Below are 26465 nucleotides of genomic sequence, written 5' to 3'. Positions count from 1 at the left end.
TGTTACGATACTAAACGCTACAGTTAATACATATTAAGAACAAATATTCTGCTTGAAAACACCTGCTACAAGCTCGGGCAAAAAAAGGCAGGCAGGCATCATTTTTTTCGACCCCTGGTTTGCATAGTTAATAAAAACGTTAGGTGTTGAATTGTTAATGTAATATTAAATACTGTAACAAATTTATTATGTTACACTTAAATAGCTGTCAAATTAATAAAAATTTGGTTTTACGGTTAAAAATGGCTTAATTACTGAATAAATATTAACCGATGCCTGTCCATTATCCAATTAAAATAATACTTTGTTTTGTTGTTGCCCTGTTGTATAAAACGGCATCTGCACAATCTGCAGATAGTTCGGCTTACGAGGCCGCGCTAACCAATATAACAAACCGGTTTTACCAGGGCGTTGGCGAGCAATCGCGGTTGTATAACGGCCTGGTTTATGATTCTTATGATTCATCCATCAAAGGCAGCCCTTACCTTGATGATATTGATGCCTGGCGGCCCGGCTCAGTTGAATACGATGGCCAAAATTTTGAAAATGTATCCATGATTTATGACCTGTACACCGACCAACTGGTGGTACTGCTCTACAATCACGCTTCGCCAGTTGCCTTAATAGCCGATAAAGTTTCCAATTTTGATTTACATCAACGGCATTTTGTTAGGGTGCCTAACAGTAATGGCGGCATAAAAGCCGGTTTTTACGAGCAACTTTATAGCGGTAAATCGCAATTAATAAAAAGGACCGAAAAATTGCTCAAGTCTACATCGGGCCGCAACGGCAGGGAGCGGTTTTTTGTACCTTTTAAAGATGTACCCGATTATTACATCAAAAAAGGGGCTATTTATTATAAAGTGAGCAGCCAAAGTTCGGTACTCGACCTGTTTGCCGACAAGAAGAAAGAGCTTAAGCAATACATAAAAGACAAGCACTTGCAGTTTGATGACCTGCGCGAACTGGCGCTGACTTCGGTAACGGCTTATTATGATAGTATAACCAAATAATATGAAAAAAATTTACCTGGCTATTATTCTTTTATTGGCGGTTAAACTATTGCATGCACAGGTTACTTCAAAAAGTATCAATGTTAATTTTCAGCAGGCCGATATTGATCAGTTTGCCGGCGACCTTGAGGCTAAAACAGGTTACCGGTTTTATTATGACCGTACCCAGTTTGATAGCCTAAAAATAACGCTACAGGTAAATAACCAGCCGCTGGAAGATGTGCTTAAGCAGGCTTTTCATAACTCTACCTTTCAATATACCATTGTCGCATCAAAAATGCAGGTTTTTTTAACGCTTGGCAAAGAGATCCGTACGCAACCGGCCGAAGGTTATTTTAATGTAAAACCGGGGCAAAGTAAGCCGGTTACGCTATCGCCGGTAATTGATTTTACAGCGGCGCCTGTTAAAAAAACGGTAATTGAATCAACCATCGAAAATAAATTGTACGAGATTGGTATAAAAAGCAATGAGTTAAAGCCCGGTAAAGCGGCTTTATCAGGCTATGTAAAAAGTGCCAAATCGGGCGTACCTATTGCAGGCGCAAGTATTTATGTAAGCAATACCAGTATTGGGGTTACAACAGATCAGTTTGGTTATTTTACGTTGGCGCTGCCCCGGGGCAAACAATTGTTGATAGTTAAAGGGATAGGCATGAAAGATGCGCGCCGGCAAATTATGCTTTATACCGATGGCGAACTGAATATTGAATTACAGGACCAGGTAACCACGCTAAAAGAAGTAAAGATATCGGCAGATAAAGTGGCCAATGTGCGCAGTACCGAAATGGCTGTAAGCCGGCTGGATATTAAAAGTATAAAACAGGTGCCGGCTGTTTTTGGCGAGGCCGATGTTTTGCGTATTGTATTAACCTTGCCCGGTGTGCAAACCGTTGGCGAGGCCACAACCGGCTTTAACGTAAGGGGGGGCGCTGCAGATCAAAACCTGATACTGCTTGATGATAAAACGATTTACAACCCCGCCCATTTTTTTGGTTTCTTCTCGGCCTTTAACCCCGATATTGTAAAGGGGATTGAGTTGTATAAAAGTACCATCCCCGAAAAATTTGGCGGCCGTTTATCGTCGGTATTAGAAGTTACCAACCGCGAGGGCAATAAAAAGAACTTTACAGGTTCGGCCGGCATTGGCCTGCTTACCAGCAGGCTGAATGTTGAAGGGCCTATTGTGAAGGATAAGACGTCGTTCATTTTTGGCGGCCGTACCAGTTATTCTGATTGGTTATTAAAGTTATTGCCAAAGGAATATAAACACAGCCATGCATCGTTTTATGATTTTAACCTCGATTTAAGTCACCAGGTTAATAAGGATAATAACATTTATATCACAAGTTATTTAAGCAACGATAACTTTAGGTTAAACAGCGATACCACTTATAACTACAGTAATAAAAATGCCAACATTAAATGGAAACACAATTTTAGTAGTAAGTTATACAGTTTGTTAAGCGTTGGTTACGATGGTTATAAATATGATATTGCCAGCACCGCAAATCCAATTAATGCCTACAAACTTAAATTTGGCATTAACCAAACCAATTTTAAAGCCGATTTTACCTACTACCTTAACCGCAACAATACCATTAATTTTGGTTTAGGTTCTATTTATTATAAACTAAACCCGGGGAGCGAAATGCCAAACAGCTCATCCTCGTTAATAATACCCGATAAGGTTGCGGATGAGCAGGCCCTGGAAAGCGCCTTATACCTGGGCGATAAAATTGACATTACGCCCGATTTTACCATTAGCGCAGGTATCAGGTATTCGCTGTTTAATTATCTTGGCGCACAAACCGTGCGTAATTACGCGCCTGGCCTACCACGTACCCCGTTTAATGTTGTTGATAGCACCAACTATGGCGGCGGCAAAGTAATAAAAACATATTCCCGGCCCGAAATAAGGGTTTCTGCCCGTTACAATATCCAGGATGACCTGTCATTAAAGGCCAGTTATAATACACTTGCACAATACATCCACCAGCTGTCAAACACTACCGCTATATCGCCGATTGATATTTATAAATTGAGCGACCCCAACATCAAGCCACAATACGGCAGCCAGGTTTCTTTTGGCATATTTAAAAACGCGCAACAAAACGCTATCGAAACTTCGGTAGAGGTTTACTACAAACACATTGATAATTACCTGGATTACAAAAGCGGGGCAAAACTGGTAATGAGCCATGCCATTGAGCAGGAAGTTTTAAATACCCAGGGCAAGGCCTACGGTGTTGAGTTATCTGTTCGTAAAACTACCGGCAAGTTAAACGGCTGGGTTAATTATACTTACTCGCGCACATTTTTAAAGCAGGACGATGCCGTAGCCGGCCAGCTGATTAATGGTGGGGCATACTACCCGGCCAATTATGATAAACCGCACAGCTTTAATTTTACCGGTAATTACCGCATAACCCACAGGTATAGCGTTTCGCTGGATGTTACCTATAGCACCGGCAGGCCTATCACGTTGCCCATTGCCAAATATTATTCAAACGGCGCCGAACGGGTGTTTTATTCCGGGCGGAACGAATACAGGATTCCGGACTATTTCAGGTCCGATTTTTCTATCAATATAGATGGTAACCATAAAATACACCAAACCTTCCATAATTCATGGACGGTAGGGGTTTACAATTTAACAGGAAGGCAAAATGCGTATTCAACATTTTTTCAGCAACAGGGCGGGGTAATCAATTCGTACCAACTGTCCATTTTTGCCAGGCCGATACCGTTTATAAATTATAATATCAGGTTTTAATGGTGATGAGAGGGAAAAATGACAGCAAGATTGATTTATACAAGAGTGCTTTTGAGGGATTAACATGATGAAAAGGATACTATACCTATTATTAGTATTAGTGGGAGCTATGGCCTGTAAAAAACAGATTACCATTGCCCCCTCGGCCAAAATAACCAGCTACCTGGTGGTTGACGGCAATATATCATTGGGCGATTCTACCACCATAACCTTACGCCGCACGGTAAGTCTGGATAGTAACGCCAGATCTAACCCCGAACTGGGAGCTGTAGTAACCGTTGAAAGTGCTGGCGGCACAAGCTATAAATTGACAGGTAAAGGCAACGGGACTTATGTATCAGCACCTTTAAACCTATCCGCAGGTGAAAAATATAGCCTTAAAATTACCACGCTAAACGGGGGGAAATATGTTTCGGATTTTGTTCCCGTAAAAAATTCTCCTGCTATTGACAGTATCATAACTACCATAAAAAATGACGGCCTGCAAATTGGTGTTGATACCCACGATGGGACCAACGGCAGTAAATATTACAGGTGGGAGTATATGGAAACCTACCAAATCCAAAGTGCGTTTCGATCGTTGTTCACCGTAGTTCAAAATACGGCGCCACCATATACACCTCCGGATTTTCAATACCCGAGAACAGGCGACCAGGTAATATATAATTGCTGGGTAAGCGATACCTCCAACACGGTAATTACTGCTACAACGGCAAAGCTTGCTACCGATAAAGTAAATAATGCGCCGGTGGCCCTGGTTCCTGCTAACTCAGAAAAGCTTCGGTTCAGGTATAGCATCCTGGTAAAACAGTATGTCCTTACAGCAGATGCATTTAATTATTTTGAGCTGTTGAAGAAAAATACAGAACAGATTGGCGGAATTTTTGATCCACAACCATCAGAACTAACAGGCAATGTACATTGTGTCAGTAACCCTAATGAGCCTGTTATTGGGTTTGTTACTGTAGGGCAAGTAATGCAAAAACGAATTTTTGTTGATAAAGCAAGCCTTCCGGCAAATTGGGTGGCCGAAACTTTTTATAGTAGCTGCCATTTGGATACGTTGTTATATGCGCGAAAGTTAACAAACACTATTCCGACGATAGATCCGATATATGTTCACGAGGTAAATGATTTGATTTATTCGGGTTTGGAGTTAACGGTTGATTATGCGCCCGGAGGTTACACAGCATCAACACCGGTATGTGTGGATTGTACATTACGCGGAACAAATAAAAAACCACCATTTTGGAAGTAGGAGGATAGGTATGAGGCAGATGGTGAGAAAAATATTTTTATTATTGACGTTAACGATTGTTGTAACAGCTTGTAAAAAGCAGATCAACATCGCGCCATCGGCAAAAGTAACCAGCTACCTGGTTGTTGATGGCAATATTTCTTCAGGCGACTCTACCGCGATAACTTTACGCCGTACGGTTAGCCTGGATAGCGATGCCCGATCGAACCCCGAATTGGGGGCTGTATTAACCATAGAAAGTGCTGGCGGCTCAAGTTATAAACTGACAGGCAAAGGTAACGGAATTTATGTATCAGCGCCTTTGAACTTATCTCCAGGCGAAAAATACAGCCTTAAAATCAGCACGTTAAATGGCAGTAAATATGCCTCAGATTTTGTGCAGGTAAAAAATTCACCGGCAATTGACAGTGTAAGGGCCTCAATAACCAGCGGTGGGTTACAAATTAGTGTCGATACACACGACGCGACTAACAGCAGTAAATATTACAGATGGGAGTATACAGAAACCTACCAAATCCGCAGTGCATTTGAATCATTAATTATAGTGGTTCAAAACCCCGCTGCGCCACCACCTGATTTTCAATTTATCCGGACCCCCGCGCAAAAAATATATAATTGCTGGATAAGCGATACCTCCAATACAATAATTACCACTGCAACGGCGAAGCTTTTCGCCGATAAAGTGAATAATGCGCCAGTGGTGCTGGTTCCAGCTAACTCAGAAAAGCTTCGTTTCAGGTATAGCATACTGGTAAAACAATATGCAATTACCGCTGACGCGTTTAACTATTTTGAGCTGCTGAAGAAAAATACTGAACAGATTGGTGGAATATTTGACCCACAGCCATCCGAGATAGCGGGTAACGTACATTGTATTAGTAACCCTAACGAGCCCGTTATTGGTTTCGTTACCATAGGCCAGGTAACGCAAAAACGGATTTTTGTAAATAAAGCAAGCCTGCCGGCAAATTGGGTGGCCGAAACTTCTTACGGTAGTTGTAAGTTAAATACATTGCTTTATTCTGCTCCACCGAGCTATTCGGGAGGACCGGCGGTACCAGAGGTGTTAAATCTTATCTATTCTGGCATTCAACTGACCGTTGACAATGCTACTGGTGGTTATACAGCTTCAACTCCAGAATGCGTTGATTGCACATTACGCGGAACAAATAAACAACCATCATTTTGGAAATAAAACAATCCCAAACCATGAAAAAAATTACCAGCATTTTTTTCGCAATAGCGATCATATCAATAACCAGGTTGTTTGGGCAGGTATTACCCGATGTGCAGGCTGATTTTAACGGTTATGCATCAAATGCCCTGCAGGAGAAGCTGTTTGTACATACAGATAAAAACGGCTATACCGCGGGCGAACTGCTTTGGTTTAAAGCATACAACGTGGATGGTATTTTCATGAAACCGCTTGGCTTAAGCAAGGTAGTATATGTTGAAGTGCTTGATGACAAGCAAATGCCCGTTTTGCAAACAAAAATAGCCATGAAGGATGGCAGCGGAAGCGGCTCCCTGTATGTGCCGGTTAATTTATCGACAGGTAATTTTGTGCTTAGGGCATATACCAGTTGGATGAAAAACTTTAGCCCCGATTATTATTTTTCAAAAAAACTGGTCATCATAAACCCGCTAAAAAGTCCGGTAAAGGCAGAGAAAGCCCAATTGGCGGCTTATGACATCCAGTTTTTTCCCGAAGGTGGCCACCTGGTTAATGGGATAGAAAGTATAGTAGGTGTAAAAGCTGCCGATCAATGGGGTAAAGGCGTAAATTTTAAGGGGGTAATTGTTAATCAGAGCAATGATACAATAGTCCGGTTTGAGCCTTTGAAATTCGGAATCGGCAGTTTTGTTTTTAAGCCTCAAAGTAATGCAACCTACCGTGCGTTAATCAAAATTGCGGGCAAAGTAATACAAAAGGAGATTCCGGCTATAATTGATAAGGGCTACGTAATGAGCCTAAAGGATAATGGCAACGGCCAGCTTTTGGTTAAGGTTAATACAAACCTACCTACGGGCAACGTTTTTCTTTTTGCACAAAGCCATAGTGTGGTCAAATCGGTGCAATCATCTGCCGTAACCAACGGTATCGCCAGTTTTATTGTAGATAAAAGCAGGCTTGGCGAAGGAATATCACAAATAACCGTTTTTAGCACCGATAAAAAACCTGTTTGCGAACGTCTTTATTTTAAGCGCCCAACAAAAAAACTATCTATCAGCGCCAGTGCAAGCGCCCCGCAGTATGCTGTGCGTAAAAAGGCTGATATTACTATATCCTCACAAGGTGCCGGTAATAAGCCTGTCGCGGCCAGCTTGTCGGTATCTGTTTACAGGATGGATTCCTTGCAACACAACCAACAGGAAGATATCCTGAGTTACTTATGGCTAAAATCTGATTTGAGGGGAGAGGTTGAATCGCCGGGGTATTATTTTAACGATCAAAACGCGGCAGCTACCCAGGCTGCAGACAACCTGATGCTTACCCAGGGCTGGCGAAGTTTTTCATGGGACGATGTTTTAGATAAAAAAACGCCTGCTTTCAGTTTCTTACCCGAGTTGAACGGGCCGGTTATTACCGCAACACTTGTTAATAAATTAAATAACCAGCCAGAAAAAGATATTGAGGCTTACCTGGGCATACCGGGTAAACATATACAGCTATATGCTGCTAAAAGTAATGCCAATGGTAAGCTGTTGTTTAATATGAAAGAATTTTACGGACCACACGAAATTGTTGTTGAAACCAATACCGCTGTTGATACTAACTACCGGATAGATGTTTTGACACCATTTTCTGACCAGTTTGCTAAGGCTACAACGCCGCGTTTTGAAGTTACACCAGGTTTGAAGGCGACCTTTGATGATGCAGCACTAACCATGCAGGTGCAAAATATTTACAATGGTACAAAAATGAGGCAGTTTAATGATCCTCATGCCGATACCAGCGCATTTTATGGCCCGCCTTATAAAACGTACCTGTTAGAAAATTACACCCGTTTTACAACGATGGAAGAAGTGATGCGCGAATACATTCGTGAGGTAAACGTATTTCATACCAATAACAGGTTTCGCGTAAAAGTAGTGAGCGGGATAGGTTTTTTATCCGACGAGGGGCCAATGATGCTGATAGATGGCGTACCCTTTTTTGATGTGAATAAAGTATTTAAGATTGATCCGCTCAAAATTCGTAAACTGGAGGATATACCGTATAACTACTCGCTGGGGCCATCGTATGAGCATGGGATATTTAGTTTTACCAGCTACAAAGGTGACCTTGGCGGTGCCGAAATAGATCCGCATGCTGTGGTGCTTGATTATGAAGGTTTGCAGCAGGAACGCCGGTTTTACTCGCCGGCTTACGATACCGATGCCCAAACCTTAAGCCATATGCCCGATTTTAGGACCGTGCTGTATTGGTCGCCATCGGTAAATACAGGGGATGATGGAAAAAAGCAACTGTCATTTTATACATCCGACCAGCCAGGTACTTATATTGGGGTAATACAAGGCATAACCCAAAGTGGCGAAGCTGGAAGCCAAACCTTTAGCTTTGAGGTGAAACCTAACTATTCATCGCAGGTAAAGTAAATAGGCGTTACCATTTATTTTTTCATTAGTGTTTAAAATATTTAGTTGTAAATCAATTTTGTCTTCTGACTTCGGTTTTTGCGTAACAACTAAAATATTACCTCTTTTGGACGCAGGGCTGGTTACTACCCCGTAGGCGCTTTGCCAAACTTTTTCTTGAAAGAATGCGAGAAGTGCGAGAGGCTTTCAAAGCCCAGGTCGAGGTAGATTGCAGATGGTCGCTTGTTTTTTGTTTCGATGAGATGGCGGGCTTCCGTCAGCCTTTTCTCCTGTAGCCAATGCCGGGGCGCCATGCCGAATGTTTTTTGGAAGTCGCGCTTAAACCCGGCGAGGCTTCTTCCGGTGAGTTGCGCAAATTTTTCGACGGGGAGATTGAAATGAAAATTGCGGAGCATGAATTTTTCCAGGTCGATTTTATGAGGCTGCGAGAAGTCGAACAAAAAGTTCCTGAGTTCGGGCATAATATGCAGCAGCAATTTCACGCCCTCATTCACTTTTAAAATGCCCAGTTCAGTCGTCAATTTTTCTGCCGGATTCCGTACATAGGGTATTACAGATTGGAAATAACCTTGCAGAAAATCGTTTGCAGGGATAAGAATATTGGATGGACCTGTGTATTTATGCTGTATATCTATTTGCTCGTCCAGCGCTATCTTTCGGAGCAGGTCTTCCTGCAGCGAAATCACAATGGTTTCATAATCCTCATCGGGCAGCGGGGTCTTGGTGATTTGCCCCAGCTGATTTTTGCCTATCAGCAGCATTTCTCCCCGTTTCATTGAAACTTTCTGGCCCGCAGTTTCCAAAGTAAATTGCCCTGAAACCTGCAATACCAGGGTGTTGTGCGACATAAAGCCCACCCTATGTTTTTGTTTGGTAGAGAGGTAGGAATAAAAGATGACGCCTGGTATTATTTCGGTTGGATTTGTCACTATGTAAAGATATAAAATAGCAAGGGCTTATGGCAAAGCGCAGTAAGCAAAAATAAAAGAGAAAGTAACATCGAACACTGAATTTTGAATGTCCAACACCGAAGTTTTTTCTTCATTATTCAATATTGGACATTCGGTGCCAAGTTGTTAGGTTAAGAAAAAAAGAATTACAAGTAATATCGAACACTGAATTTCGAATGTCCAACACCGAAGTTTTTTCCTTCATTATTCGATATTGGACATTCGGTGTTCGATATTTCAATCGGTCATCTTAACTTCTTACGCAGCCCCCGTTATCGTTGCAGGTATGTACCGCCAAGTATAGCGCCGGGCGAAAATTGCGTGTTAAGCGTATTCATCTCGCCGGGAGTAAATTCAATCTCCATGGCCTGGATGTTCTCCGGCAGGCGGGTTCTGCGGCTCATGCTTACCAATGGCATAATATCATCGCCCTGTGCATTCACCCAGGCTATAGCCAATTGGGTAGGAGTGGCCCCTTTTTCCTGTGCCATTGCCTTCAATACCTCAACTTTCTCCAGGTTTTTCTCCAGGTTGTCGCCCTGGAAACGTGAGAAGTGGTTGTGGTAATCGTTGGCCGCAAGGGGAGCTTTCATGTCGCCGGTAAGCAAGCCTTCGGCAGTGTTGGCAAATGCTACTACGCCAATACCCAGCTCTTTTGCTGTAGGCAGCAGGTCGGTTTCTATCTGTCGGTCGGCCAATGAATAGCCTATTTCCAATGCGCTTACCGGGTACACGCTATTGGCCTTGCGTAGTTGATCGGCAGTTATTTCAGAAACGCCGAGGTAACGCACTTTTCCTTCTTTGATCATATCCGCTACGGTGCCTATCACATCTTCTACCGGAACGCTGTTATCAAGCCTGCAGGGTTGATAAAGGTCGATAGTATCTATCCCCAAACGTACCAGCGAATAGTTGATGAAGTTTTTGATGGCTGCGGGGCGCAGATCCAACCCGATCCATTGGCCGTTATAGAAGATAGCGCCAAATTTTACACTGATGAATGCATCGTCTCTTCTGCCTTTGATGGCTTTGCCTACCAGCAGCTCGTTATGGCCGCTGCCGTAAAAATCGCCGGTATTCAGGAAATTAATTCCACTATCTAATGCCGACTGAATGGTAGCAATACTTTCAGTTTCGTCATTAACCGGGCCTCCCCAAACCGACGACATGCGCATGCAGCCTAAGCCGAGTTTAGACACCAGCGGGCCATTTTTGCCGAGGTTTATTTTTGTTATGTTTTTCATAGCTGATATTTTATGTATTAACAATACAAAGATCAGCTTTATATAAAATAGCCAATGTCTTTTACGGCTCAATTTGCTTGTCTGTATGGCTCAAGTCTCTGCTCTCAGATTTATTATTACCTATTGTTACTATGGACCTGGAATAAGCACCTATTAGTATTGTTACAATTACTAAGCACAATGTTTTATACATTGTACCAATAAATCTGTTTTCATATGTTGTTTAAGACCAGGGTACTTTGCATCGCAGCGGTGTTATCGCTCTGCTCGTTGCTTTCATTCGCGCAGCAAATAAGTTATCCCCCCGTTGATAAGGTGGCTGCCGATTTTAAAAAGCTGCTTGAAAGGCCGCGCGTTCCGTTAAATCCCTCTTTCGAGGTAACGAAAACAGATTCGGTTATTATTGAGCATGGTTTTATTTATAGCGAAAAAAACGAACGGGTGCCTATGCTTATTTACAAGCCGGTTACCAGAACCAGGCCATACCCGGCGGTTATTTTTTTACATGGCACCGGCCGCCGCAAAGAAGATAATAAGAAAATATTGTACCAGCTGGCCAAACGGGGGATCATGGGGGTGGCTATTGATGCCCGCTTTCACGGCGAACGCATTGCCGGCGGCGCACATGGCTCAACAGAGTATGAGGCAGCTGCTACCGCCGCCTGGGAAAATAAGGACAAGGCCCGCCAAACCCATCCGTTTTTATTCGACACCGCTTTTGATTTGTGGCGGGTAACCGATTACCTGGTGAGCAGGCCGGATGTAGATGCAAGCCGTATTGGCATGGGCGGTATATCTATGGGTGGTATCGAAACATGGCTTGCGGCATCGGTAGATAAGCGCATAAAGGTGATTGTGCTGGATATTTCGGTACAAAGCTTCAAATGGTCGTTAGATAATGATAAATGGCAGGCGCGCGCCGGCACTATCCAAGGGGTTCATTTACAAGCAGCCAAAGACCTTGGCGACTCTGTTTTAAATAAAAGCAACGTAAAAGCTGTATGGGATAAATTGCTGCCCAATATTACCGGCGAATTTGACTGCCCATCCATGCTTCGGCTGATGGCACCGAGGGCGCTGTTGGTTGTTGGTACCGAAAATGACCCGAATTGTCCTTTGCCCGGCGCAGACATCGCCTACGCATCGGCCTTGCAAGCTTATACTTCTAAAAACGCTACAGGCAAGATTAGCCGCGACGTAACGCCGAAGCTTTTCCATACGTCGACGCCCGAGCATTTTAAAATGACGCTGGATTGGTTTAGTAAATGGTTATAGTTTTGTAGTTTAAGGTGTAGTCGCATCAAAATCCAGCAGTTTATTTTTTATAGCGTACATGTGCTGTTGATCCGTCAGGTAGATGACAGAGTCTTCATATTGAAGCTGATAAAAATTACCTGGTAAACTGTTATCCCGGGCCAGGCGTTTCATGAATGACGTAGACCTGGTATCCATCCATCCATATGCGGTATGAAACGTATAAGAATGAGTTTTACCCTTAGATACATATTGTAATTTATAACCGCCGGCTACTTTTTGTTCGGAAATCTTTGTTGGATTAAATGCGCAATGGGTAATCTCTGCAAAGTGGTTTAATATGCTGGTATAAGGAGTATGCGGGTTCATTGACGCCGTATGTAGAGGATAAACCACATGCGGAAAATCGGATAGCAATTTATTCATCGAATACCAATCGTCTGCTTTAGCATCATCAACCGCTTTTTCTATCTCAGCTTCCGAAAGATGGGCAAAAAGCCCCATCTTTTTCCATCCCGCTATGGTGCTGTCGATTCTGCCGGATGTAAGTGTATTGTCGTAGCCATCCATGCTTACCAACATATATCTCATACACGGCTCTTTCATAAATACTTCAACCTGATCTTCTCGCAATGCGATTAGCGGAAGGTACTCTAAGCCCGAGCCGGCGGAGTTGCCCTGGCCAAACATCACAGCGTGTAGCCGTAACGGCGATTGTTGATCAGTCAAAACCTTATTAAAAATGCGGAAGAAAAGATGGGTGAAAATATCGGTTGGTTTCACTTTACGTTGCCTGATCCCATAATCGAATGCTGTGCTTGTATATTTGTAAATGTGCCCGTTGCAGGTTAAGCTTACCTTGAATTTAGTTTCTGGCAAGCCTTCAGTTGATGAAGATGAATCATGGGTAGTTGTGTAACTGAAATTGGTAAAATTAAGGCCCGGTATAATTGAGGCGATGTCGCGATGCAACTGCTCCATCCAGAGATGTGGATCGTCGGGATATGTTTTAAGGTCGATAGTTCGGCTTAACTTACAGTAAGCGTTTAACTGATCTGTAGATTCTATAATACCGTTCCTGATGTCGTCCTGCAACCGCGTAAATGATGAATCGCTAACTATACTGGCTTTATGTAGCTGTTCGGCAACCGGCAGCAGTCTGTTGGGTGTCAGCCACTCCAGCCGCGAGCTTAGTTCTGCTAAGCTGCCAACCATTTGTACATCCATTATATAACTGCTGCTATCGATATCTTTTAGGGTACGCGTATAAACCCTATCGGTAAGCAAACCTGCCTTCCTGATCTTATCCAGCAAAAGATGTAAAGCATTGTTAATACTATCCTGGCGGTTTTTATCGATACGATCTCCTCCATAAGAGACCCAAATGCCGCCTCTAAGCTTGCTTAAGTGAAATGTCCTTCGTAACATAATGCCGTACACTCCTGTAAGAATAGCAACATGTGAAGAGGCCTGGCCTTTATACCGGGTGATCTCCTTTTTTAACACCGGCCGGTCTTTGGCGGTTATAATCCGGTATTTGACAAGGCTGTCAATAGTCGCGGCCGGCGACTGTCCGTAAACCCGGTTAAACAAGCCGCAAAAAATGGTTAAGGTGGTGATAAGGTAACGTTTCATAACAGGTATGAAGATAAACATTAACACGGAATTTATTCATGAATATACAGCGCCGCAACTAAATTTTGGATAGCGCAGCCTGGAATATCATCTTTACTGGAATTTAATACCGTTGTAAAAGCGCTCGAACAGTGATATGTTTTTGTCGTAAGTGCCAGGTGTCGCCATAAAGTTTACAACGTAGCCAATTCCGTTTTTGAAGATATAGTAGGATTTTCCTTTGTATTTTAGTCCGTTAGTTGTTGTATTGATAATGCGTGAATTATCATCAATGCCATTGGCTTCAACTGAAGTAGTAGCCGGATCAACTCTTTTTCTATCAAATGCAATTAGCTGTTTCAATGAACTAATCTCGGTCCTTTTATAAGCCGTTATGGAGATGGAATTTTCGATGTCGGCATTTTCTAACTCGCTATTGCGCGGTCGTGGATGGTGTCGTTTTGTATCTGTCCGTACAGTTTCCAGTTGCCAGGGATTTTTACTGTGAATTTATAAATATCATTTCGATATTCATGGGTTATGTTGTCTTTGGTTTGGCCAAAAGCATTTGATAAAATAACTAAGCTGAAAAGCAGGTACAGGTTAATCAATTTCATAATTGTTATATTATTGGGTAGGCAAAATTAATTGAAAATATCTATTCAGCCTGTGGCCGGTGTTTACCAATACCCGGTAGCAAGCCAGGTTGTACTACAAAACATTAGCCGAACTACATTATTATTTCTATTTATTTACACCGCGTTTTTTCGCATCTGCTATTAATGCGTTCGTTTTCTTCTGGGCTATTATTTCATTTTGCTTTGCCTGAGCTATAAGCGCGTCGAGTTTTTTATAGCCAGGTGTGCCAAACTTAAAAGTTCCGGTTACAGGGCATACACCACCCGGGCACATTGTCCATTTTAACTCGGTGTAGGATGTGTCTTTTTCATAACAGACAATGGTAAAGGCATCCCTGAGTTCGGCCTTAAAGTTAACCAATGGATGTTTTGCTGATTTTTGCTTAGCCCTGGTCATTTTAACAACAAATAATTGCTGCGAGGTAAGTACTTCCCTCACCTTTGATGGGTAAGGGACGGAATCTGTTAAAAGCTTACCGTTTATTGTGGCATAACTGCTGGTACGGCTGTAAAATACTAATGAAGCGATCAATATTAATGCAGGGATTGCTCTGAGAATTGTTTTTAGGATAGGTTTCATGTGGGCTGGTTACAGGTATAATTGTACAGGTACAATATAGGAAAAATCCGGTTTTATGATGATTATATTGCTGAATTTTTGCTGCCTGCATAGCTGACGTTTCAAGGGCTGTCAGTCTGAGTAGTAAAAACCGCGGATTCTGAAGGGGAAATGCATTCAAAAATTAAAGACTGTCATGCCGAGGTACGAAGCATTTCTCAAACCTTTCTATCGGCCATGCACAGTTGATAGATCCCTCGTACCTACCCATGACAAGTTGAAAAACGGAAGTCATCCCGTCCGTTAGCTAACGGATCGGGATCCCACAGGACAGGCGACCCGCATGAAGTATACTTAGCATGTGAGGTGCCGAAACAAGTTCGGCATGACATTGGGGATTAAATAGTTGTCATCTCCCTTCAGAATTTCGCGGAATTTTACAACCGGGATTACCTTTCTATTATTAGCTCGCTATTTCAACTGTTCCCCAAAAAAATCAATCGTACGTTTCCAGGCCAGTTCGGCGGCGGCTTTATCATAACGGGGGGTGGTATCGTTGTGAAAGCCGTGGTTTACGTTTTCATAAATAAAGGCCTGGTATTTTTTCCCGTTCTCTTTTAACGCGGCTTCATAGGCTGGCCAGCCCTCGGTAATCCTGGTATCCAGCGATGCGTAGTGCAGCATTAGCGGGGCTTTTATTTTGGGTACATCCGCAGCAGCGGGCTGGCTGCCGTAAAAAGGCACGGCCGCCGCCAAATCCGGCACGCGCACAGCCATCATATTGGCTATGCCACCGCCAAAACAAAAGCCTACCACACCTACCTTGCCGTTACAATCTTTATGATTTTTAAGGTAATTGTAAGCGGCAATAAAATCTTCTTCCATTTCGCCTTTGTCCCTTTTGCTTTGCAGGGTGCGCCCGGCATCGTCATTGCCGGGGTAGCCGCCCAGGGGTGTAAGGGCGTCCGGCGCAAGCGAAATAAAGCCGGCCAGGGCGGCCCTTCTGGCTACATCCTCGATATAAGGGTTTAAGCCACGGTTTTCATGAACCACAATAACGCCACCCAATTTATTTTTAGCATCTGCAGGTTTTGACAGCAATCCTTTAATTGTGCCGCCGCCTTTTGGCGATGGGTAATTGATGTATCCGGATGTTAAACGCGGATCATCAGGTTTAATCTGCATATTCCCCTGGTAATCGGGCATCAGGAAACTCATCAGGGCGGGTACGGTTAATCCGCCAACCGCATAAAGCGATAGCTTTTGCACAAAATCCCGGCGGTTAAGCCGGTTATGTGCGTAATCATCATACAGGTCAAACACTTCCTGGCTAATGTTGTCTTTGCTGATTTGGCTCATATTTAAAGGTTTTATTCAAAAATAACCATTTGATGTATTGGCTTGCTATTCAAATGGTAACAGTATCGCTACATGTAAAGTTTTGCATTTATTTGGATGGATGGCTTATGGTTTGTTACCTAAAATAATAACCCCGATTTTCTATTGGCTTTAAGCCGGCTATAGTCTATCCGTTCTCAATACTGCTTATCATTCTACAAAATAAAAGCCCGGTGAGTTTTGCTCAACGGGCTTTTTGCCTGGCCACATTTTTTTATAGCAAGGGCTTTCTTTTGTACCTTTTGGCATGGATTTTTGCGGCGTCAATTTTTTCCTGTTTAACTGTCTTAGGATCACGCATTTCTTTAGCAGCCTCGTTCTTTTCTTTTTCCCTGGTTTCCATAATGGTAGTGTTTTAATCGTTATTAAGATAAGTTTCTTGCAGGTTAATTTGTTTTTGTAATTGGATATTATAATGTCATTTTAATATCAAAAACAAGAACAATTTTAATTTATTAGGGCGTTTTTTTTCTTTATCTGATGCGTTATACGAATATATTAAATATATAGTTAATAAGAAAGAGAAAAATAAAAAAAATATATGCTAATTAATTATAGATGTGTGGATTACAGATGTGCGGATTACAGATGTGCAAATTTCAAATGTGCGGATTACAGATGTGCAGATGTGTCTGAACCGGAATTTACCGAATTAAAGAATTTTTAATTTTTAAATTTTAAAATTCAACCAATTCAATGAATTCTAAAAATTCCGGTTCAGACAACACCAGGCAACATCTACACATCTGGAATCTGAAATCTGCACATCAGAAAACCCATTGTTAGTATTTCTATGCTAATCTTACTTCCCCCTTTCGGCACAAAACCTTAATTTCGCTGTTTCAAGAAAAAAGAGGAAAAGATTTTGGATTATTTACAGGGTTTAAACCCCGAACAAAGGGCAGCAGTAGAGCAAACCGAAGGGCCGGTAATGATTATTGCCGGCGCCGGATCGGGCAAAACAAGGGTGATCACTTACCGGGTAGCACACCTTATCCGTAAGGGTGTTGATCCGTTCAATATATTGGTTTTAACATTTACCAATAAAGCTGCCCGCGAAATGCGCGAGCGTATTACCCATGTAGTTGGCGGCGAGGCTAAAAACATCTGGATGGGCACCTTTCACTCGGTGTTTGCCAAGCTTTTACGCGTAGAGGCCGAAAAAATTGGTTACCCCAGTAATTTTACCATTTACGATACCGACGACAGCAAAAGCGTATTGCGCGCCATTATCAAAGAGCTCAACGTAGATGATAAACTTTACGCGGTGAATTTTGTGCTTAACCGCATTTCGGCATCAAAAAATAACCTGATATCATTCAGGGAATATAATAAGAACGAGCAGATACAGGCCGACGATATATCGACCGGCCGGGGGCAGATGGGCAAAATTTACGAAATGTATGCCACCCGCTGCTTCCGTGCCGGGGCCATGGATTTTGACGATTTGCTTTACAAAACCAACGAGTTGCTTAAACTGCACCCGGATGTGCTTAACAAATACCAGCACAAGTTTAAATACCTGATGGTGGATGAGTACCAGGATACCAACTTTTCGCAATATCTTATTGTAAAAAAACTGGCGGCCGTTAACGAGAATTTATGTGTGGTGGGTGACGATGCTCAAAGTATTTACGCTTTCCGTGGGGCAAATATTCAAAACATCCTGAATTTTGAAAAGGATTACCCCGATTTGAAGGTGTTTAAGCTGGAGCAAAACTACCGGTCGACCCAGAATATTGTGAATGTAGCCAACAGCATCATCAGCAATAATAAAGAGCAGCTTAAAAAGAACGTTTTTAGCGAGAAGGACGCCGGAGATAAAATAAAGATAATGCGTGCCTTCAGCGATAACGAAGAGGGCAAAATGGTGGCCGAGGCTATTATGGAAGACAGGAGCCGGTTGGGGAAAAAGTGGAATGACTTTGCCATCCTATACCGTACTAACGCCCAGTCGCGCTCGATGGAGGAGGCCCTACGTAAGTTGGGGATCCCGTACAAAATTTATGGGGGCTTATCATTTTATCAGCGTAAAGAGATTAAGGATCTGATTGCATATTTTCGCCTTACGTTTAATCCTAACGACGAGGAGGCGCTGAAACGCGTTATCAACTACCCTAAACGTGGCATTGGCGATACCAGTGTTGATAGGATTATTGTAAGCGCCGATACACACCAGGTAACCCCATGGGAGGTAATTGCCGAGCCTGCTAAGTATTATGATGGTAAACCGCCATCAACGCTAAGCGCTTTTGCAACCATGATACAAAGCTTCCAGGTGCTTGCAAAAACCAAATCGGCATACGAGTCGGCTTTGTATATCGCGCAGCACTCAGGGCTGTTAAAAGACCTTTATGAGGATAAATCTGTAGAGGGGCTTAACCGTTACGAAAATATACAGGAATTGCTGAACGGTATCAAGGAGTTTAGCGAGCGCGAGGATATTGAAGAGAAGGGGCTGGATGTTTTTATGCAGGATATCGCCCTGCTTACCAACGATGATAAGGATAAAGATAAGGATGCCGATACGGTATCACTGATGACTATCCACTCATCAAAGGGGCTTGAGTTTTCGCAGGTGAACGTGGTGGGGCTGGAGGAAAATCTTTTCCCTTCGCAAATGTCGCTCAACTCGCGCAGCGACCTGGAAGAAGAACGCCGCCTGTTTTACGTGGCTGTAACCCGTGCCGAAACTAAACTTACCATTAGCTATGCCACATCCCGCTTTAAGTTTGGAACGCTTATTAGCTGCGAGCCAAGCCGCTTTTTGGATGAGATAGATGCCAAATACCTGGAGCTTGATTACAGCGCCAAACCTACAACCAGCAATAACCCGTTTTTTGATGATGAGCGCAAAGCCTGGACCGGCGGGGGCAATAAACAGGCTGATGCTTTCTCGAAACCAAAGCCTGCAACATCGGCACCAATAAAAACAACATCAATACTGGCCAAGGCGCACGTGGTATCGGCGGGATTTAAACCATCTGATACTTCAAACCTGCAGGTAGGTATGGAGGTAGAGCATGAACGCTTTGGCTTTGGCAAGGTGCTGAGTCTGGAAGGCAACAAACCCGATGTTAAGGCCACTATTTTTTTTAAAGAAATTGGCCAAAAACAGCTCTTGCTAAAATTTGCTAAACTGTATATAATTAACAATATAAACTAACAGTTAATCCCGCTTTTTGTGGAATTGTTTCCCCGATAACACAAATTTTGCCACATTGATTGTGTTGAACCGACATGGATTTAAAGGTAAATTAATGATGGCATAACGTTTGGATATGTTTTAATAATTAATTTATTTATTGATACCCCAAATGAGCGAGATCACAAAAAAGAAGACAAATAAGTTTGTCGGCAAAAACATTCGTACCCTGCGCCACCAGCACGGCTGGAGCCAGGAAGATGTAGCAAACCGTTTAGGCATTTCTATCCCTGCCTTTTCAAAAATTGAAACAGGTGTCACGGATATCAACCTATCGCGCCTGGAGCAAATTGCAAACATATTTGAGCTTAATGTGGTTAACCTGCTTGCACTTGATGCCGAAGAAATTGACCTTACACCATCCAACCTCAGCGTTGCCCAAAAGAAGCTGGTTGATCGTGAAGCCGAGATTGCAAATCTGCAACGCAAGGTGATTTTACTTTATGAAGAATTACGTAATAAAAGCGCCGTAGCCGTATAAAGTTAATAGCTGTGTTGTAAACCTTACATATCCGGGTTTATCATATAGTAATTGCTACACTTTGCTCATCCGGTTTTTTTTGATGTTAAATATTGATTAATAATATTTAATACGAGGAAATATTTGTAAAATTTATAGGCGGTATAAACATAAAAGTTTTATATCGCCTTGTTATTTTAGGTTTTGGAGTAAAAATTGCGGCATGTTTTTTACCCTGAAAAAACATGCTTATATGTCTAATTACCTGATATCCATCTCAAAAAACGAAGCTTTAAAAGACGGTACTATTCATGATCCGCACAGCAAGCTTAAAGTTAAGGCATTTGATATGTTGCGCTCTACATTTAAGCCCTGTAAAGGCGAGATAACGTTTTTTGTTACTGCCGGCGATGAAACTATTGCATTTGAAACACAAGGCTACAAAAGGCACCGCCAACTACTTATCCTGCAAATGATATCCTGGTACTGCATTTACCTGGGGCTTTTTGAAGCCCAGATCCATAGTACGCTGCCAATGGCATTTAATTTTAATTAGCGCAACGGTTTCATCCGGATATCCGGATGCCCGATTTGAAATTTTCAAGAATTTGAAGCTGTTGTGAAGCAAACAATGCTAAGTTGTAAGCCGTAAACCGAATTTGTTTATTGGACTTATACCAAAGGTCATCATCCCGCCGATTAATGAGTGATTTTACACCAGGTAATTGTAAACCCTGAATCCCGTATCATTTGTTTCGACCACCCGGATCAATTTTTGACTTTTGACTTTTGACCTATGAGGTTGTGTCGGACCTGGACGGGCTATGTAGCATATCGCTCATCTCGATGATTTTTTCATCAATTTCAGATACGCATCTATCCATCATAGCTATGCATTCTTTTTCGTCTACAAGCCCCTCTTTTTCCAGGTTGATAAGGCCGCGCAGGGTGGCTATAGGGCCGCGAATCTGGTGCGAGAGGTAGGAGGAATGTTCGGATAATTTGCGGTTTTTAATCTGTAGGTCTTTGGTGCGCTCGTCTATGATCTCTTCAAGGTGGTGGTTTATACGGTCCAGGTTGTCTTTTTGCCGCGATACTTCGCCGTTAAGCAGGGTAAGCTGGGCATTTGTTTTGGCCTTGCGTTTTACGTTGCCAAACAGCAGCCCTATTACAACAAGCAAAAGGCCTGCAACAATAGTTACGGCCCAAAATTTGGTACGGTCATATGCCTGTCGTTCGGCAATACGTTCGTTTTCTTTTATCTGTTCCTCCTGCTTTCGTGTGGCCTCAATCAGCTTCATCTGCACCGATGTATTGGTTTTAAAAGTAGCGCTGTCAATTTTATATATTTCGCGCAGGTAAAACATAGCTTTGGCGTAGTTTTTACGGTTATACTCCAGCTCATAAGTGGTGTGCTTGTAATCGTATTCCAGTTTAGGGTCTTTTACCAGCCTGGTATAGTTTATCCCTTCGTTTACTATCTTCTCGGCTTCATCAAACTTTTTCTGGTTCATATACAGCGATGCCAACGTTAAATCAATACTGGCTATCGATTCGTTTAAGTCCTGCCGTTTTGCACTCGCGTTGGCCTCCAGCAGCATTACTAAAGCCTTATCGTATTGCGCCAGCTTAAAATAAACCACGCCGATGTTTTGCGCGCATTGCACCAGGTTTACCGAGTCTTTTAGTGTTTTAAAAATAGACTGGCTGTTATTGTAATATTTAAGCGCCTGGCTATAGCTGTTTTTGCGGGTATAAACGTTGCCTAAATTGAGGTTAAGCGAAGCAATTAAACGGATATCGCTTATTTTGTTGGCAATGGCCAGGGATTTAAAAAAGTAATCGAGCGATTTGTTGCTATCATGGTCGCGGTAAAGATTGCCCATGTTGTTATACACTTTGGCTTCGCCGCCCAGGTTGCCGGCCCTGGTAAAAAAAGTGGCGGCGCTTAAATAATTCTCGAACGATTTTTCGGGCTGGTCAAGGTAATAATTAGCCAGGCCCAAAACGCGGTAAGCTTCGGCTATACCGTTATTGTAATTTAACTTACGCGCCAGCTCCATTGCTTTTGTAGCATCAACAACCGTTTGTTCCGGATCAGTTAACCTATTGGCCAGCGCCTGTTTATTGATGCGGATAATTTCATTGGTATCCGCCTTTGCATCTCCATCAAGATCCTTTGCGTATAAGGCAAATGCGGTAAAAAAAAATAAAAGAAATGTGATGGTTCTTTTCATTAAAGCGCTGTTACGATGTATTGAAAGTGAAAGTTATAAATTATACCGAAATATATTGGTAAACCTAAAGAAAAAGATGTTGATAATTATTTTATAGATTTTTCTTGAAAATTAAAAAACATATCTATATTTGCCTTGTTAATTGATTGATATACAGTTAATTAATTTAATATTAATGCGAATTTGATAATATTATTAGGCATAAAAATCCCATTTCGGGCTGCTTTTGGCAGCGGAAAATATCAAAAAGCTTTATATGTACATTAATACGCTGTCTGTTACTTAAATTATAATTGATAAAGTATAAAGTTGCTTTATTGATAATTGCGGGTTATCGTGTTTAAATTTAATGATTTTATTTTTATAAAATATGCAAAATCGATAGCAAAAATGTAAGCTGTTTTAAAAGTATTACAAAATGCCATCAGAAAAAGTGAATAAAATATAACTGAAACATTTTTACAGGCTGGTAAAAAAAGCCGTAACAGGAGCGTTAGATCTATGTGCTTAATTAATACTTAAAATAGTAGAATTTTAATATAAAATATTTATAAATATGAAAAAAATAATTCTCTTAACATTGCTTGCAGCAAGCACAGGAGTTTTGTCATCGGCGGTTTTGGTTTCGGAAAAAAAGATTGAGCAGCCACAGGCCGCGAGTTTCATAAAAGTGGATTCGGGCTTTAAAAAAGACCTGGCAAATGCCGATTGATTACCAGGCAGTAAAACGGACAACGAACATCAAGACAATAACAAGTACACAAAATATATAACGATCATGAAAAAATTTATCACCATCATCCTGGCAGTTTTATTCACCGGAGCTATTTCTTCTTGTAAAAGGGAAACGGTAACCCACGAAACGGCATCGCTGCACTCCTACGAAAACAGTGCACGCCGGGACCTTGGCAGCGCCGATTAATTTTCAAATGATCAATAAAAACATTTAAAAAACTCAAAAAAATTAAAAACGACATGAAAAAGTTCATCATCATAACCATTGTAAGCTTAACCGCAGCAACAGGTATTTTATCATCACAAACCACTGCTAAGCCAACAGCAAAACCAGAAGCAATATCCCTTGCACCATCAACTTCGGGTTTCAAAAAGGATTTAGGCCAGGCCGACTAATTACGCACACCGATAACATTTATTAAGAAAACAAAATATTAAATCCCCTTCCTTCAAATAAAAATCATGAAAAAGCAATCAATAATAGCAGCATTAGCATTAAGCACTATCCTTACATCATTTGTAAACGCGGATAAAAAAATTGGAACTGCATCTAACCAAACTGTGGCTTTCACAGGCGGCCCGAAAAGAGACTTAGGTAACGCAGATTTCACAGGTGGTCCAAAAAGAGATTTAGGCAATGCTGATTTTGCTTTCACCGGCGGTCCTAAAAGAGACTTGGGTAATGCAGATTTCACAGGCGGTCCGAAAAGAGATTTAGGCAATGCTGATTTTGCTTTCACCGGCGGTCCTAAAAGAGACTTGGGTAATGCAGATTTCACAGGTGGTCCAAAAAGAGATTTAGGCAATGCTGATTTTGCTTTCACAGGCGGCCCAAAAAGAGACTTAGGTAACGCAGATTTCACAGGTGGTCCAAAAAGAGATTTAGGCAATGCTGATTTTGCTTTCACAGGCGGCCCAAAAAGAGACCTTGGTAATGCAGATTTCACAGGCGGTCCAAAAAGAGATTTAGGTAATGCTGACTTTGCATTCACCGGTGGCCCAAAAAGAGATCTTGGCAATGCAGATTTCACAGGCGGCCCAAAAAGAGATTTAGGTAACGCAGATTTCGCTTTCACAGGTGGTCCAAAAAGAGACCTTGGTAATGCTGATTTTACAGGTGGTCCAAAAAGAGATTTAGGTAATGCTGACTTTGCATTCACMGGTGGYCCAAAAAGAGATCTTGGYAATGCAGATTTCACAGGCGGYCCAAAAAGAGATTTAGGTAACGCAGATTTCGCTTTCACAGGTGGTCCAAAAAGAGATCTTGGTAATGCAGATTTCACAGGCGGTCCAAAAAGAGATTTAGGTAACGCAGATTTCGCTTTCACAGGTGGTCCAAAAAGAGATCTTGGTAATGCAGATTTCACAGGCGGTCCAAAAAGAGATTTAGGTAATGCAGATTTCACAGGTGGCCCGAAAAGAGATTTGGGTAATGCTGACTTTGCATTCACCGGCGGTCCAAAAAGAGACCTTGGTAATGCAGATTTCACCGGCGGCCCAAAAAGAGATTTAGGTAATGCAGATTTCACCGGTGGCCCAAAAAGAGATTTAGGTAATGCTGACTTCACCGCATAATCGACCTTTTAAGAGCTTCAATAACACAAAACATGAAAAAGATCATCATCGCAATAGCTATCATATTAACATCGGGGATTACAGCCTACTCATTAAGCACTAAAGAAACTAAGGCAGCCCCGGAGGCGACAAAAACCGAAACCGCATCGTTCACAGCCAAAGCAGGTCATGGCCCCAAAGCCGACCTGGGAACTGCCGACTAACTTTATTAACTGATGCGGGCTGATGTGTTCTTCAGCCTTTTTAAAGGTACCCGCATTATTTTTCCCAAAACACTTTTGTATTCCCTGGATATTTCGGGGAATTTGTGTTTTGTAGGGAGTGTGGTTGGATAAGTTTTCGCATCCTTTTTATCGCCGCTAGGCATCGTTCGCCCAAATCAATAAACATCAATATATTTGCGCCAAACTAAATACCATGCAGCACATAAAGCAATATGTTGATGAGCACAGGCAACGTTTACTCGACGAATTATTTGCCCTTTTGCGTTTCCCTTCGGTTAGCGCCGACCCAAAATACAAAGCCGACGTTTTAGATACCGCCGACCACGTAGCCCAAAAGCTGCGCGATGCCGGCGCCGATAATGTAGAAGTATGCCAAACCGCCGGCTACCCCATTGTTTACGGCGAAAAAATAATTGATGCCGCGAAGCCGACAGTATTGGTGTATGGCCATTACGATGTACAACCTGCCGACCCTATTGAGCTATGGCATACACCACCTTTTGAACCAACCGTGCGCGATGGTAAAATTTACGCCCGTGGCGCATGCGATGATAAGGGGCAGTTTTACATGCACGTAAAGGCGTTTGAGCTGATGATGCAAACAGATACATTGCCCTGCAATATCAAATTTATGATTGAAGGCGAGGAAGAAGTTGGGTCATCAAACCTATCCATATTTGTTAAGGCCAATAAAGAAAAACTGAAGGCTGACGTGGTGCTGATTTCAGATACTTCGATGATCAGCATGGAGCATCCGTCTTTAGAGACTGGTTTGCGCGGTTTATCGTATGTTGAGGTAGAAGTTACCGGCCCTAACCGCGATTTGCATTCGGGCGTTTACGGTGGCGCGGTAGCCAATCCTATTACTATTTTGAGTAAGATGATTGCCGCCATGCATGATGAAAATAATCATATCACCATTCCCGGCTTTTACGATGAAGTGATAGATCTTACTCCTGCTGAGCGTGCGGCCCTTAACAACGCGCCTTATGACGAAGCTGAATACAAGAAGGATCTTGATGTTGTTGAACTTTGGGGCGAAAAAGGCTATTCAACTTTTGAGCGTACCGGTACGCGCCCAACTTTAGAGGTTAACGGCATCTGGGGCGGTTACATTGGCGAAGGCGCCAAAACGGTATTGCCATCAAAGGCCCATGCCAAAATATCCATGCGCCTGGTGCCCAACCAAACATTTGAGCAGATTACCGAGCTATTTACCAAACATTTCCTGAGCATAGCCCCGGCCAGTGTAAAAGTAAAAATAACCCCTCACCACGGCGGCGAACCGGCTGTTACTCCAACCGATAGCATTGCCTATAAAGCGGCACAAAAAGCTATTGCCGAATCATTCGGTAAAGAACCTATCCCAACCCGTGGCGGCGGCAGTATTCCTATTGTGGCCCTGTTTGAAGCCGAGCTTGGCCTCAAAACAGTGTTGATGGGCTTTGGGTTGGATAGCGATGCATTGCACTCGCCAAACGAGAAATATGATATTTTTAACTATTATAAAGGAATTGAAACAATCCCGTTGTTCCATAAGTATTTTGCGGAGTTGAGCGGGGCATAAGATTTGAATTTTCTTCGGACTTAAGAAAAGCGGTTGTGCCTATTGATTGGCATGACCGCTTTTTTTGTAATATATCCTGCTTAATTACTTAAACTTTAACTGCGGCCTTGGGGCGTAGTGTTAATCACTCAGAACAGTAGTAAATTAATTTGTTTAAGATT

Annotated in this window: 24 protein-coding genes; 15 read left to right on the top strand and 9 right to left on the bottom strand. The window is 42.4% G+C overall.

The genetic code is table 11. The annotated features are described in order from the left end of the window. Positions 1-272 precede the first annotated feature (272 nt). From AC1DXF_RS05510 to AC1DXF_RS05490, 5 genes are all read left to right on the top strand, one after another. The gene (locus AC1DXF_RS05510) at positions 273-1013 is read left to right on the top strand and encodes a hypothetical protein (RefSeq protein ID WP_477446935.1); all 741 of its coding nucleotides are present in this window, start codon (positions 273-275) and stop codon (positions 1011-1013) included. A gap of 1 nt (position 1014) precedes the next feature. After that, positions 1015-3786, top strand: coding sequence for a TonB-dependent receptor (locus tag AC1DXF_RS05505; protein WP_477446933.1), 2772 nt, complete (start codon positions 1015-1017; stop codon positions 3784-3786). A gap of 64 nt (positions 3787-3850) precedes the next feature. Beyond that, entirely contained in the window at positions 3851-5044 is a 1194-nt protein-coding gene (locus tag AC1DXF_RS05500) for a DUF4249 domain-containing protein (protein WP_477446931.1), read from the top strand. 43 nt (positions 5045-5087) lie between these two features. Further along, entirely contained in the window at positions 5088-6239 is a 1152-nt protein-coding gene (locus tag AC1DXF_RS05495; protein ID WP_477446929.1) for a DUF4249 domain-containing protein, read from the top strand. 14 nt (positions 6240-6253) lie between these two features. Next, entirely contained in the window at positions 6254-8644 is a 2391-nt protein-coding gene (locus AC1DXF_RS05490; protein WP_477446927.1) for a hypothetical protein, read from the top strand. 125 nt (positions 8645-8769) lie between these two features. Here the strand turns inward: AC1DXF_RS05490 and AC1DXF_RS05485 are convergent, their stop codons facing one another. Both AC1DXF_RS05485 and AC1DXF_RS05480 read right to left on the bottom strand, forming a co-directional pair. Next, positions 8770-9573, bottom strand: coding sequence for a helix-turn-helix domain-containing protein (locus AC1DXF_RS05485; RefSeq protein WP_477446925.1), 804 nt, complete (start codon positions 9571-9573; stop codon positions 8770-8772). Between the two features lie 293 nt (positions 9574-9866). After that, the gene (locus AC1DXF_RS05480; protein WP_477446923.1) at positions 9867-10838 is read right to left on the bottom strand and encodes an aldo/keto reductase; all 972 of its coding nucleotides are present in this window, start codon (positions 10836-10838) and stop codon (positions 9867-9869) included. A gap of 216 nt (positions 10839-11054) precedes the next feature. Between AC1DXF_RS05480 and AC1DXF_RS05475 the strand changes: the two genes are divergently transcribed. Beyond that, the gene (locus AC1DXF_RS05475) at positions 11055-12113 is read left to right on the top strand and encodes an acetylxylan esterase (RefSeq protein ID WP_477446921.1); all 1059 of its coding nucleotides are present in this window, start codon (positions 11055-11057) and stop codon (positions 12111-12113) included. Positions 12114-12122: 9 nt separating this feature from the next. Here AC1DXF_RS05475 and AC1DXF_RS05470 read toward each other — a convergent pair whose 3' ends face one another. The 6 genes from AC1DXF_RS05470 to AC1DXF_RS05445 form a co-directional block, all read right to left on the bottom strand. After that, positions 12123-13727 (bottom strand): hypothetical protein, encoded by a 1605-nt coding sequence (locus AC1DXF_RS05470; RefSeq protein WP_477446919.1) that lies wholly within the window; start codon positions 13725-13727, stop codon positions 12123-12125. A 93-nt stretch (positions 13728-13820) separates the two neighbouring features. Continuing rightward, positions 13821-14069, bottom strand: a complete 249-nt coding sequence (locus tag AC1DXF_RS05465) for a hypothetical protein (RefSeq protein WP_477446917.1) — start codon at positions 14067-14069, stop codon at positions 13821-13823. Positions 14070-14131: 62 nt separating this feature from the next. Further along, complete coding sequence (locus AC1DXF_RS05460; protein ID WP_477446915.1) at positions 14132-14323, bottom strand: hypothetical protein; 192 nt, start codon at positions 14321-14323, stop codon at positions 14132-14134. A gap of 127 nt (positions 14324-14450) precedes the next feature. After that, positions 14451-14924, bottom strand: coding sequence for a hypothetical protein (locus AC1DXF_RS05455; protein WP_477446913.1), 474 nt, complete (start codon positions 14922-14924; stop codon positions 14451-14453). A gap of 450 nt (positions 14925-15374) precedes the next feature. Continuing rightward, positions 15375-16262 (bottom strand): dienelactone hydrolase family protein, encoded by an 888-nt coding sequence (locus AC1DXF_RS05450; RefSeq protein WP_477446911.1) that lies wholly within the window; start codon positions 16260-16262, stop codon positions 15375-15377. A 253-nt stretch (positions 16263-16515) separates the two neighbouring features. Then, positions 16516-16644, bottom strand: a complete 129-nt coding sequence (locus AC1DXF_RS05445) for a hypothetical protein (RefSeq protein WP_477446909.1) — start codon at positions 16642-16644, stop codon at positions 16516-16518. A gap of 522 nt (positions 16645-17166) precedes the next feature. Here AC1DXF_RS05445 and AC1DXF_RS05440 point away from each other — a divergent pair. From AC1DXF_RS05440 to AC1DXF_RS05430, 3 genes are all read left to right on the top strand, one after another. Further along, positions 17167-19467: an ATP-dependent helicase gene (locus AC1DXF_RS05440; RefSeq protein ID WP_477446907.1), complete on the top strand. Its 2301-nt coding sequence runs from the start codon at positions 17167-17169 to the stop codon at positions 19465-19467. A gap of 151 nt (positions 19468-19618) precedes the next feature. After that, complete coding sequence (locus AC1DXF_RS05435; RefSeq protein ID WP_147052187.1) at positions 19619-19987, top strand: helix-turn-helix domain-containing protein; 369 nt, start codon at positions 19619-19621, stop codon at positions 19985-19987. 232 nt (positions 19988-20219) lie between these two features. Continuing rightward, positions 20220-20522 (top strand): hypothetical protein, encoded by a 303-nt coding sequence (locus tag AC1DXF_RS05430; RefSeq protein WP_477446905.1) that lies wholly within the window; start codon positions 20220-20222, stop codon positions 20520-20522. A gap of 238 nt (positions 20523-20760) precedes the next feature. On the opposite strand, the gene AC1DXF_RS05425 is transcribed toward AC1DXF_RS05430, so the two are convergent. Beyond that, the gene (locus AC1DXF_RS05425) at positions 20761-22203 is read right to left on the bottom strand and encodes a tetratricopeptide repeat protein (RefSeq protein WP_477446903.1); all 1443 of its coding nucleotides are present in this window, start codon (positions 22201-22203) and stop codon (positions 20761-20763) included. A gap of 556 nt (positions 22204-22759) precedes the next feature. Between AC1DXF_RS05425 and AC1DXF_RS05420 the strand changes: the two genes are divergently transcribed. The 6 genes from AC1DXF_RS05420 (at position 22760) to AC1DXF_RS05395 (ending at position 26304) form a co-directional block, all read left to right on the top strand. Next, a complete protein-coding gene (locus AC1DXF_RS05420; protein ID WP_477446901.1) occupies positions 22760-22915 on the top strand; it encodes a hypothetical protein in 156 nt (51 codons plus the stop codon). 66 nt (positions 22916-22981) lie between these two features. Beyond that, positions 22982-23125, top strand: a complete 144-nt coding sequence (locus AC1DXF_RS05415; RefSeq protein ID WP_477446899.1) for a hypothetical protein — start codon at positions 22982-22984, stop codon at positions 23123-23125. Positions 23126-23178: 53 nt separating this feature from the next. After that, entirely contained in the window at positions 23179-23334 is a 156-nt protein-coding gene (locus AC1DXF_RS05410; RefSeq protein ID WP_477446897.1) for a hypothetical protein, read from the top strand. Between the two features lie 66 nt (positions 23335-23400). Beyond that, positions 23401-24513 carry a hypothetical protein gene (locus tag AC1DXF_RS05405; RefSeq protein ID WP_477446895.1) on the top strand — a complete coding sequence of 371 codons (1113 nt, stop codon included), beginning with the start codon at positions 23401-23403 and terminating at the stop codon, positions 24511-24513. Positions 24514-24545: 32 nt separating this feature from the next. Continuing rightward, the gene (locus AC1DXF_RS05400; RefSeq protein WP_477446893.1) at positions 24546-24716 is read left to right on the top strand and encodes a hypothetical protein; all 171 of its coding nucleotides are present in this window, start codon (positions 24546-24548) and stop codon (positions 24714-24716) included. 214 nt (positions 24717-24930) lie between these two features. Beyond that, on the top strand, positions 24931-26304 hold the full coding sequence (locus tag AC1DXF_RS05395; RefSeq protein WP_477446891.1) for a dipeptidase: 1374 nt from the start codon (positions 24931-24933) through the stop codon (positions 26302-26304). Positions 26305-26465 lie beyond the last annotated feature (161 nt).

The sequence above is a fragment of the Mucilaginibacter sp. P2_A5 genome (assembly GCF_056404995.1).
This window is presented reverse-complemented; position numbering and strand designations above follow the sequence as displayed.

Coding starts and splice junctions, on each gene's coding strand:
- AC1DXF_RS05510 (WP_477446935.1), top strand. CDS start 273: ATGCCTGTCCATTATCCAATTAAAATAATACTTTGTTTTGTTGTTGCC.
- AC1DXF_RS05505 (WP_477446933.1), top strand. CDS start 1,015: ATGAAAAAAATTTACCTGGCTATTATTCTTTTATTGGCGGTTAAACTA.
- AC1DXF_RS05500 (WP_477446931.1), top strand. CDS start 3,851: ATGATGAAAAGGATACTATACCTATTATTAGTATTAGTGGGAGCTATG.
- AC1DXF_RS05490 (WP_477446927.1), top strand. CDS start 6,254: ATGAAAAAAATTACCAGCATTTTTTTCGCAATAGCGATCATATCAATA.
- AC1DXF_RS05480 (WP_477446923.1), bottom strand. CDS start 10,838: ATGAAAAACATAACAAAAATAAACCTCGGCAAAAATGGCCCGCTGGTG.
- AC1DXF_RS05475 (WP_477446921.1), top strand. CDS start 11,055: ATGTTGTTTAAGACCAGGGTACTTTGCATCGCAGCGGTGTTATCGCTC.
- AC1DXF_RS05470 (WP_477446919.1), bottom strand. CDS start 13,727: ATGAAACGTTACCTTATCACCACCTTAACCATTTTTTGCGGCTTGTTT.
- AC1DXF_RS05460 (WP_477446915.1), bottom strand. CDS start 14,323: ATGAAATTGATTAACCTGTACCTGCTTTTCAGCTTAGTTATTTTATCA.
- AC1DXF_RS05455 (WP_477446913.1), bottom strand. CDS start 14,924: ATGAAACCTATCCTAAAAACAATTCTCAGAGCAATCCCTGCATTAATA.
- AC1DXF_RS05450 (WP_477446911.1), bottom strand. CDS start 16,262: ATGAGCCAAATCAGCAAAGACAACATTAGCCAGGAAGTGTTTGACCTG.
- AC1DXF_RS05445 (WP_477446909.1), bottom strand. CDS start 16,644: ATGGAAACCAGGGAAAAAGAAAAGAACGAGGCTGCTAAAGAAATGCGT.
- AC1DXF_RS05435 (WP_147052187.1), top strand. CDS start 19,619: ATGAGCGAGATCACAAAAAAGAAGACAAATAAGTTTGTCGGCAAAAAC.
- AC1DXF_RS05430 (WP_477446905.1), top strand. CDS start 20,220: ATGTCTAATTACCTGATATCCATCTCAAAAAACGAAGCTTTAAAAGAC.
- AC1DXF_RS05425 (WP_477446903.1), bottom strand. CDS start 22,203: ATGAAAAGAACCATCACATTTCTTTTATTTTTTTTTACCGCATTTGCC.
- AC1DXF_RS05420 (WP_477446901.1), top strand. CDS start 22,760: ATGAAAAAAATAATTCTCTTAACATTGCTTGCAGCAAGCACAGGAGTT.
- AC1DXF_RS05415 (WP_477446899.1), top strand. CDS start 22,982: ATGAAAAAATTTATCACCATCATCCTGGCAGTTTTATTCACCGGAGCT.
- AC1DXF_RS05410 (WP_477446897.1), top strand. CDS start 23,179: ATGAAAAAGTTCATCATCATAACCATTGTAAGCTTAACCGCAGCAACA.
- AC1DXF_RS05400 (WP_477446893.1), top strand. CDS start 24,546: ATGAAAAAGATCATCATCGCAATAGCTATCATATTAACATCGGGGATT.
- AC1DXF_RS05395 (WP_477446891.1), top strand. CDS start 24,931: ATGCAGCACATAAAGCAATATGTTGATGAGCACAGGCAACGTTTACTC.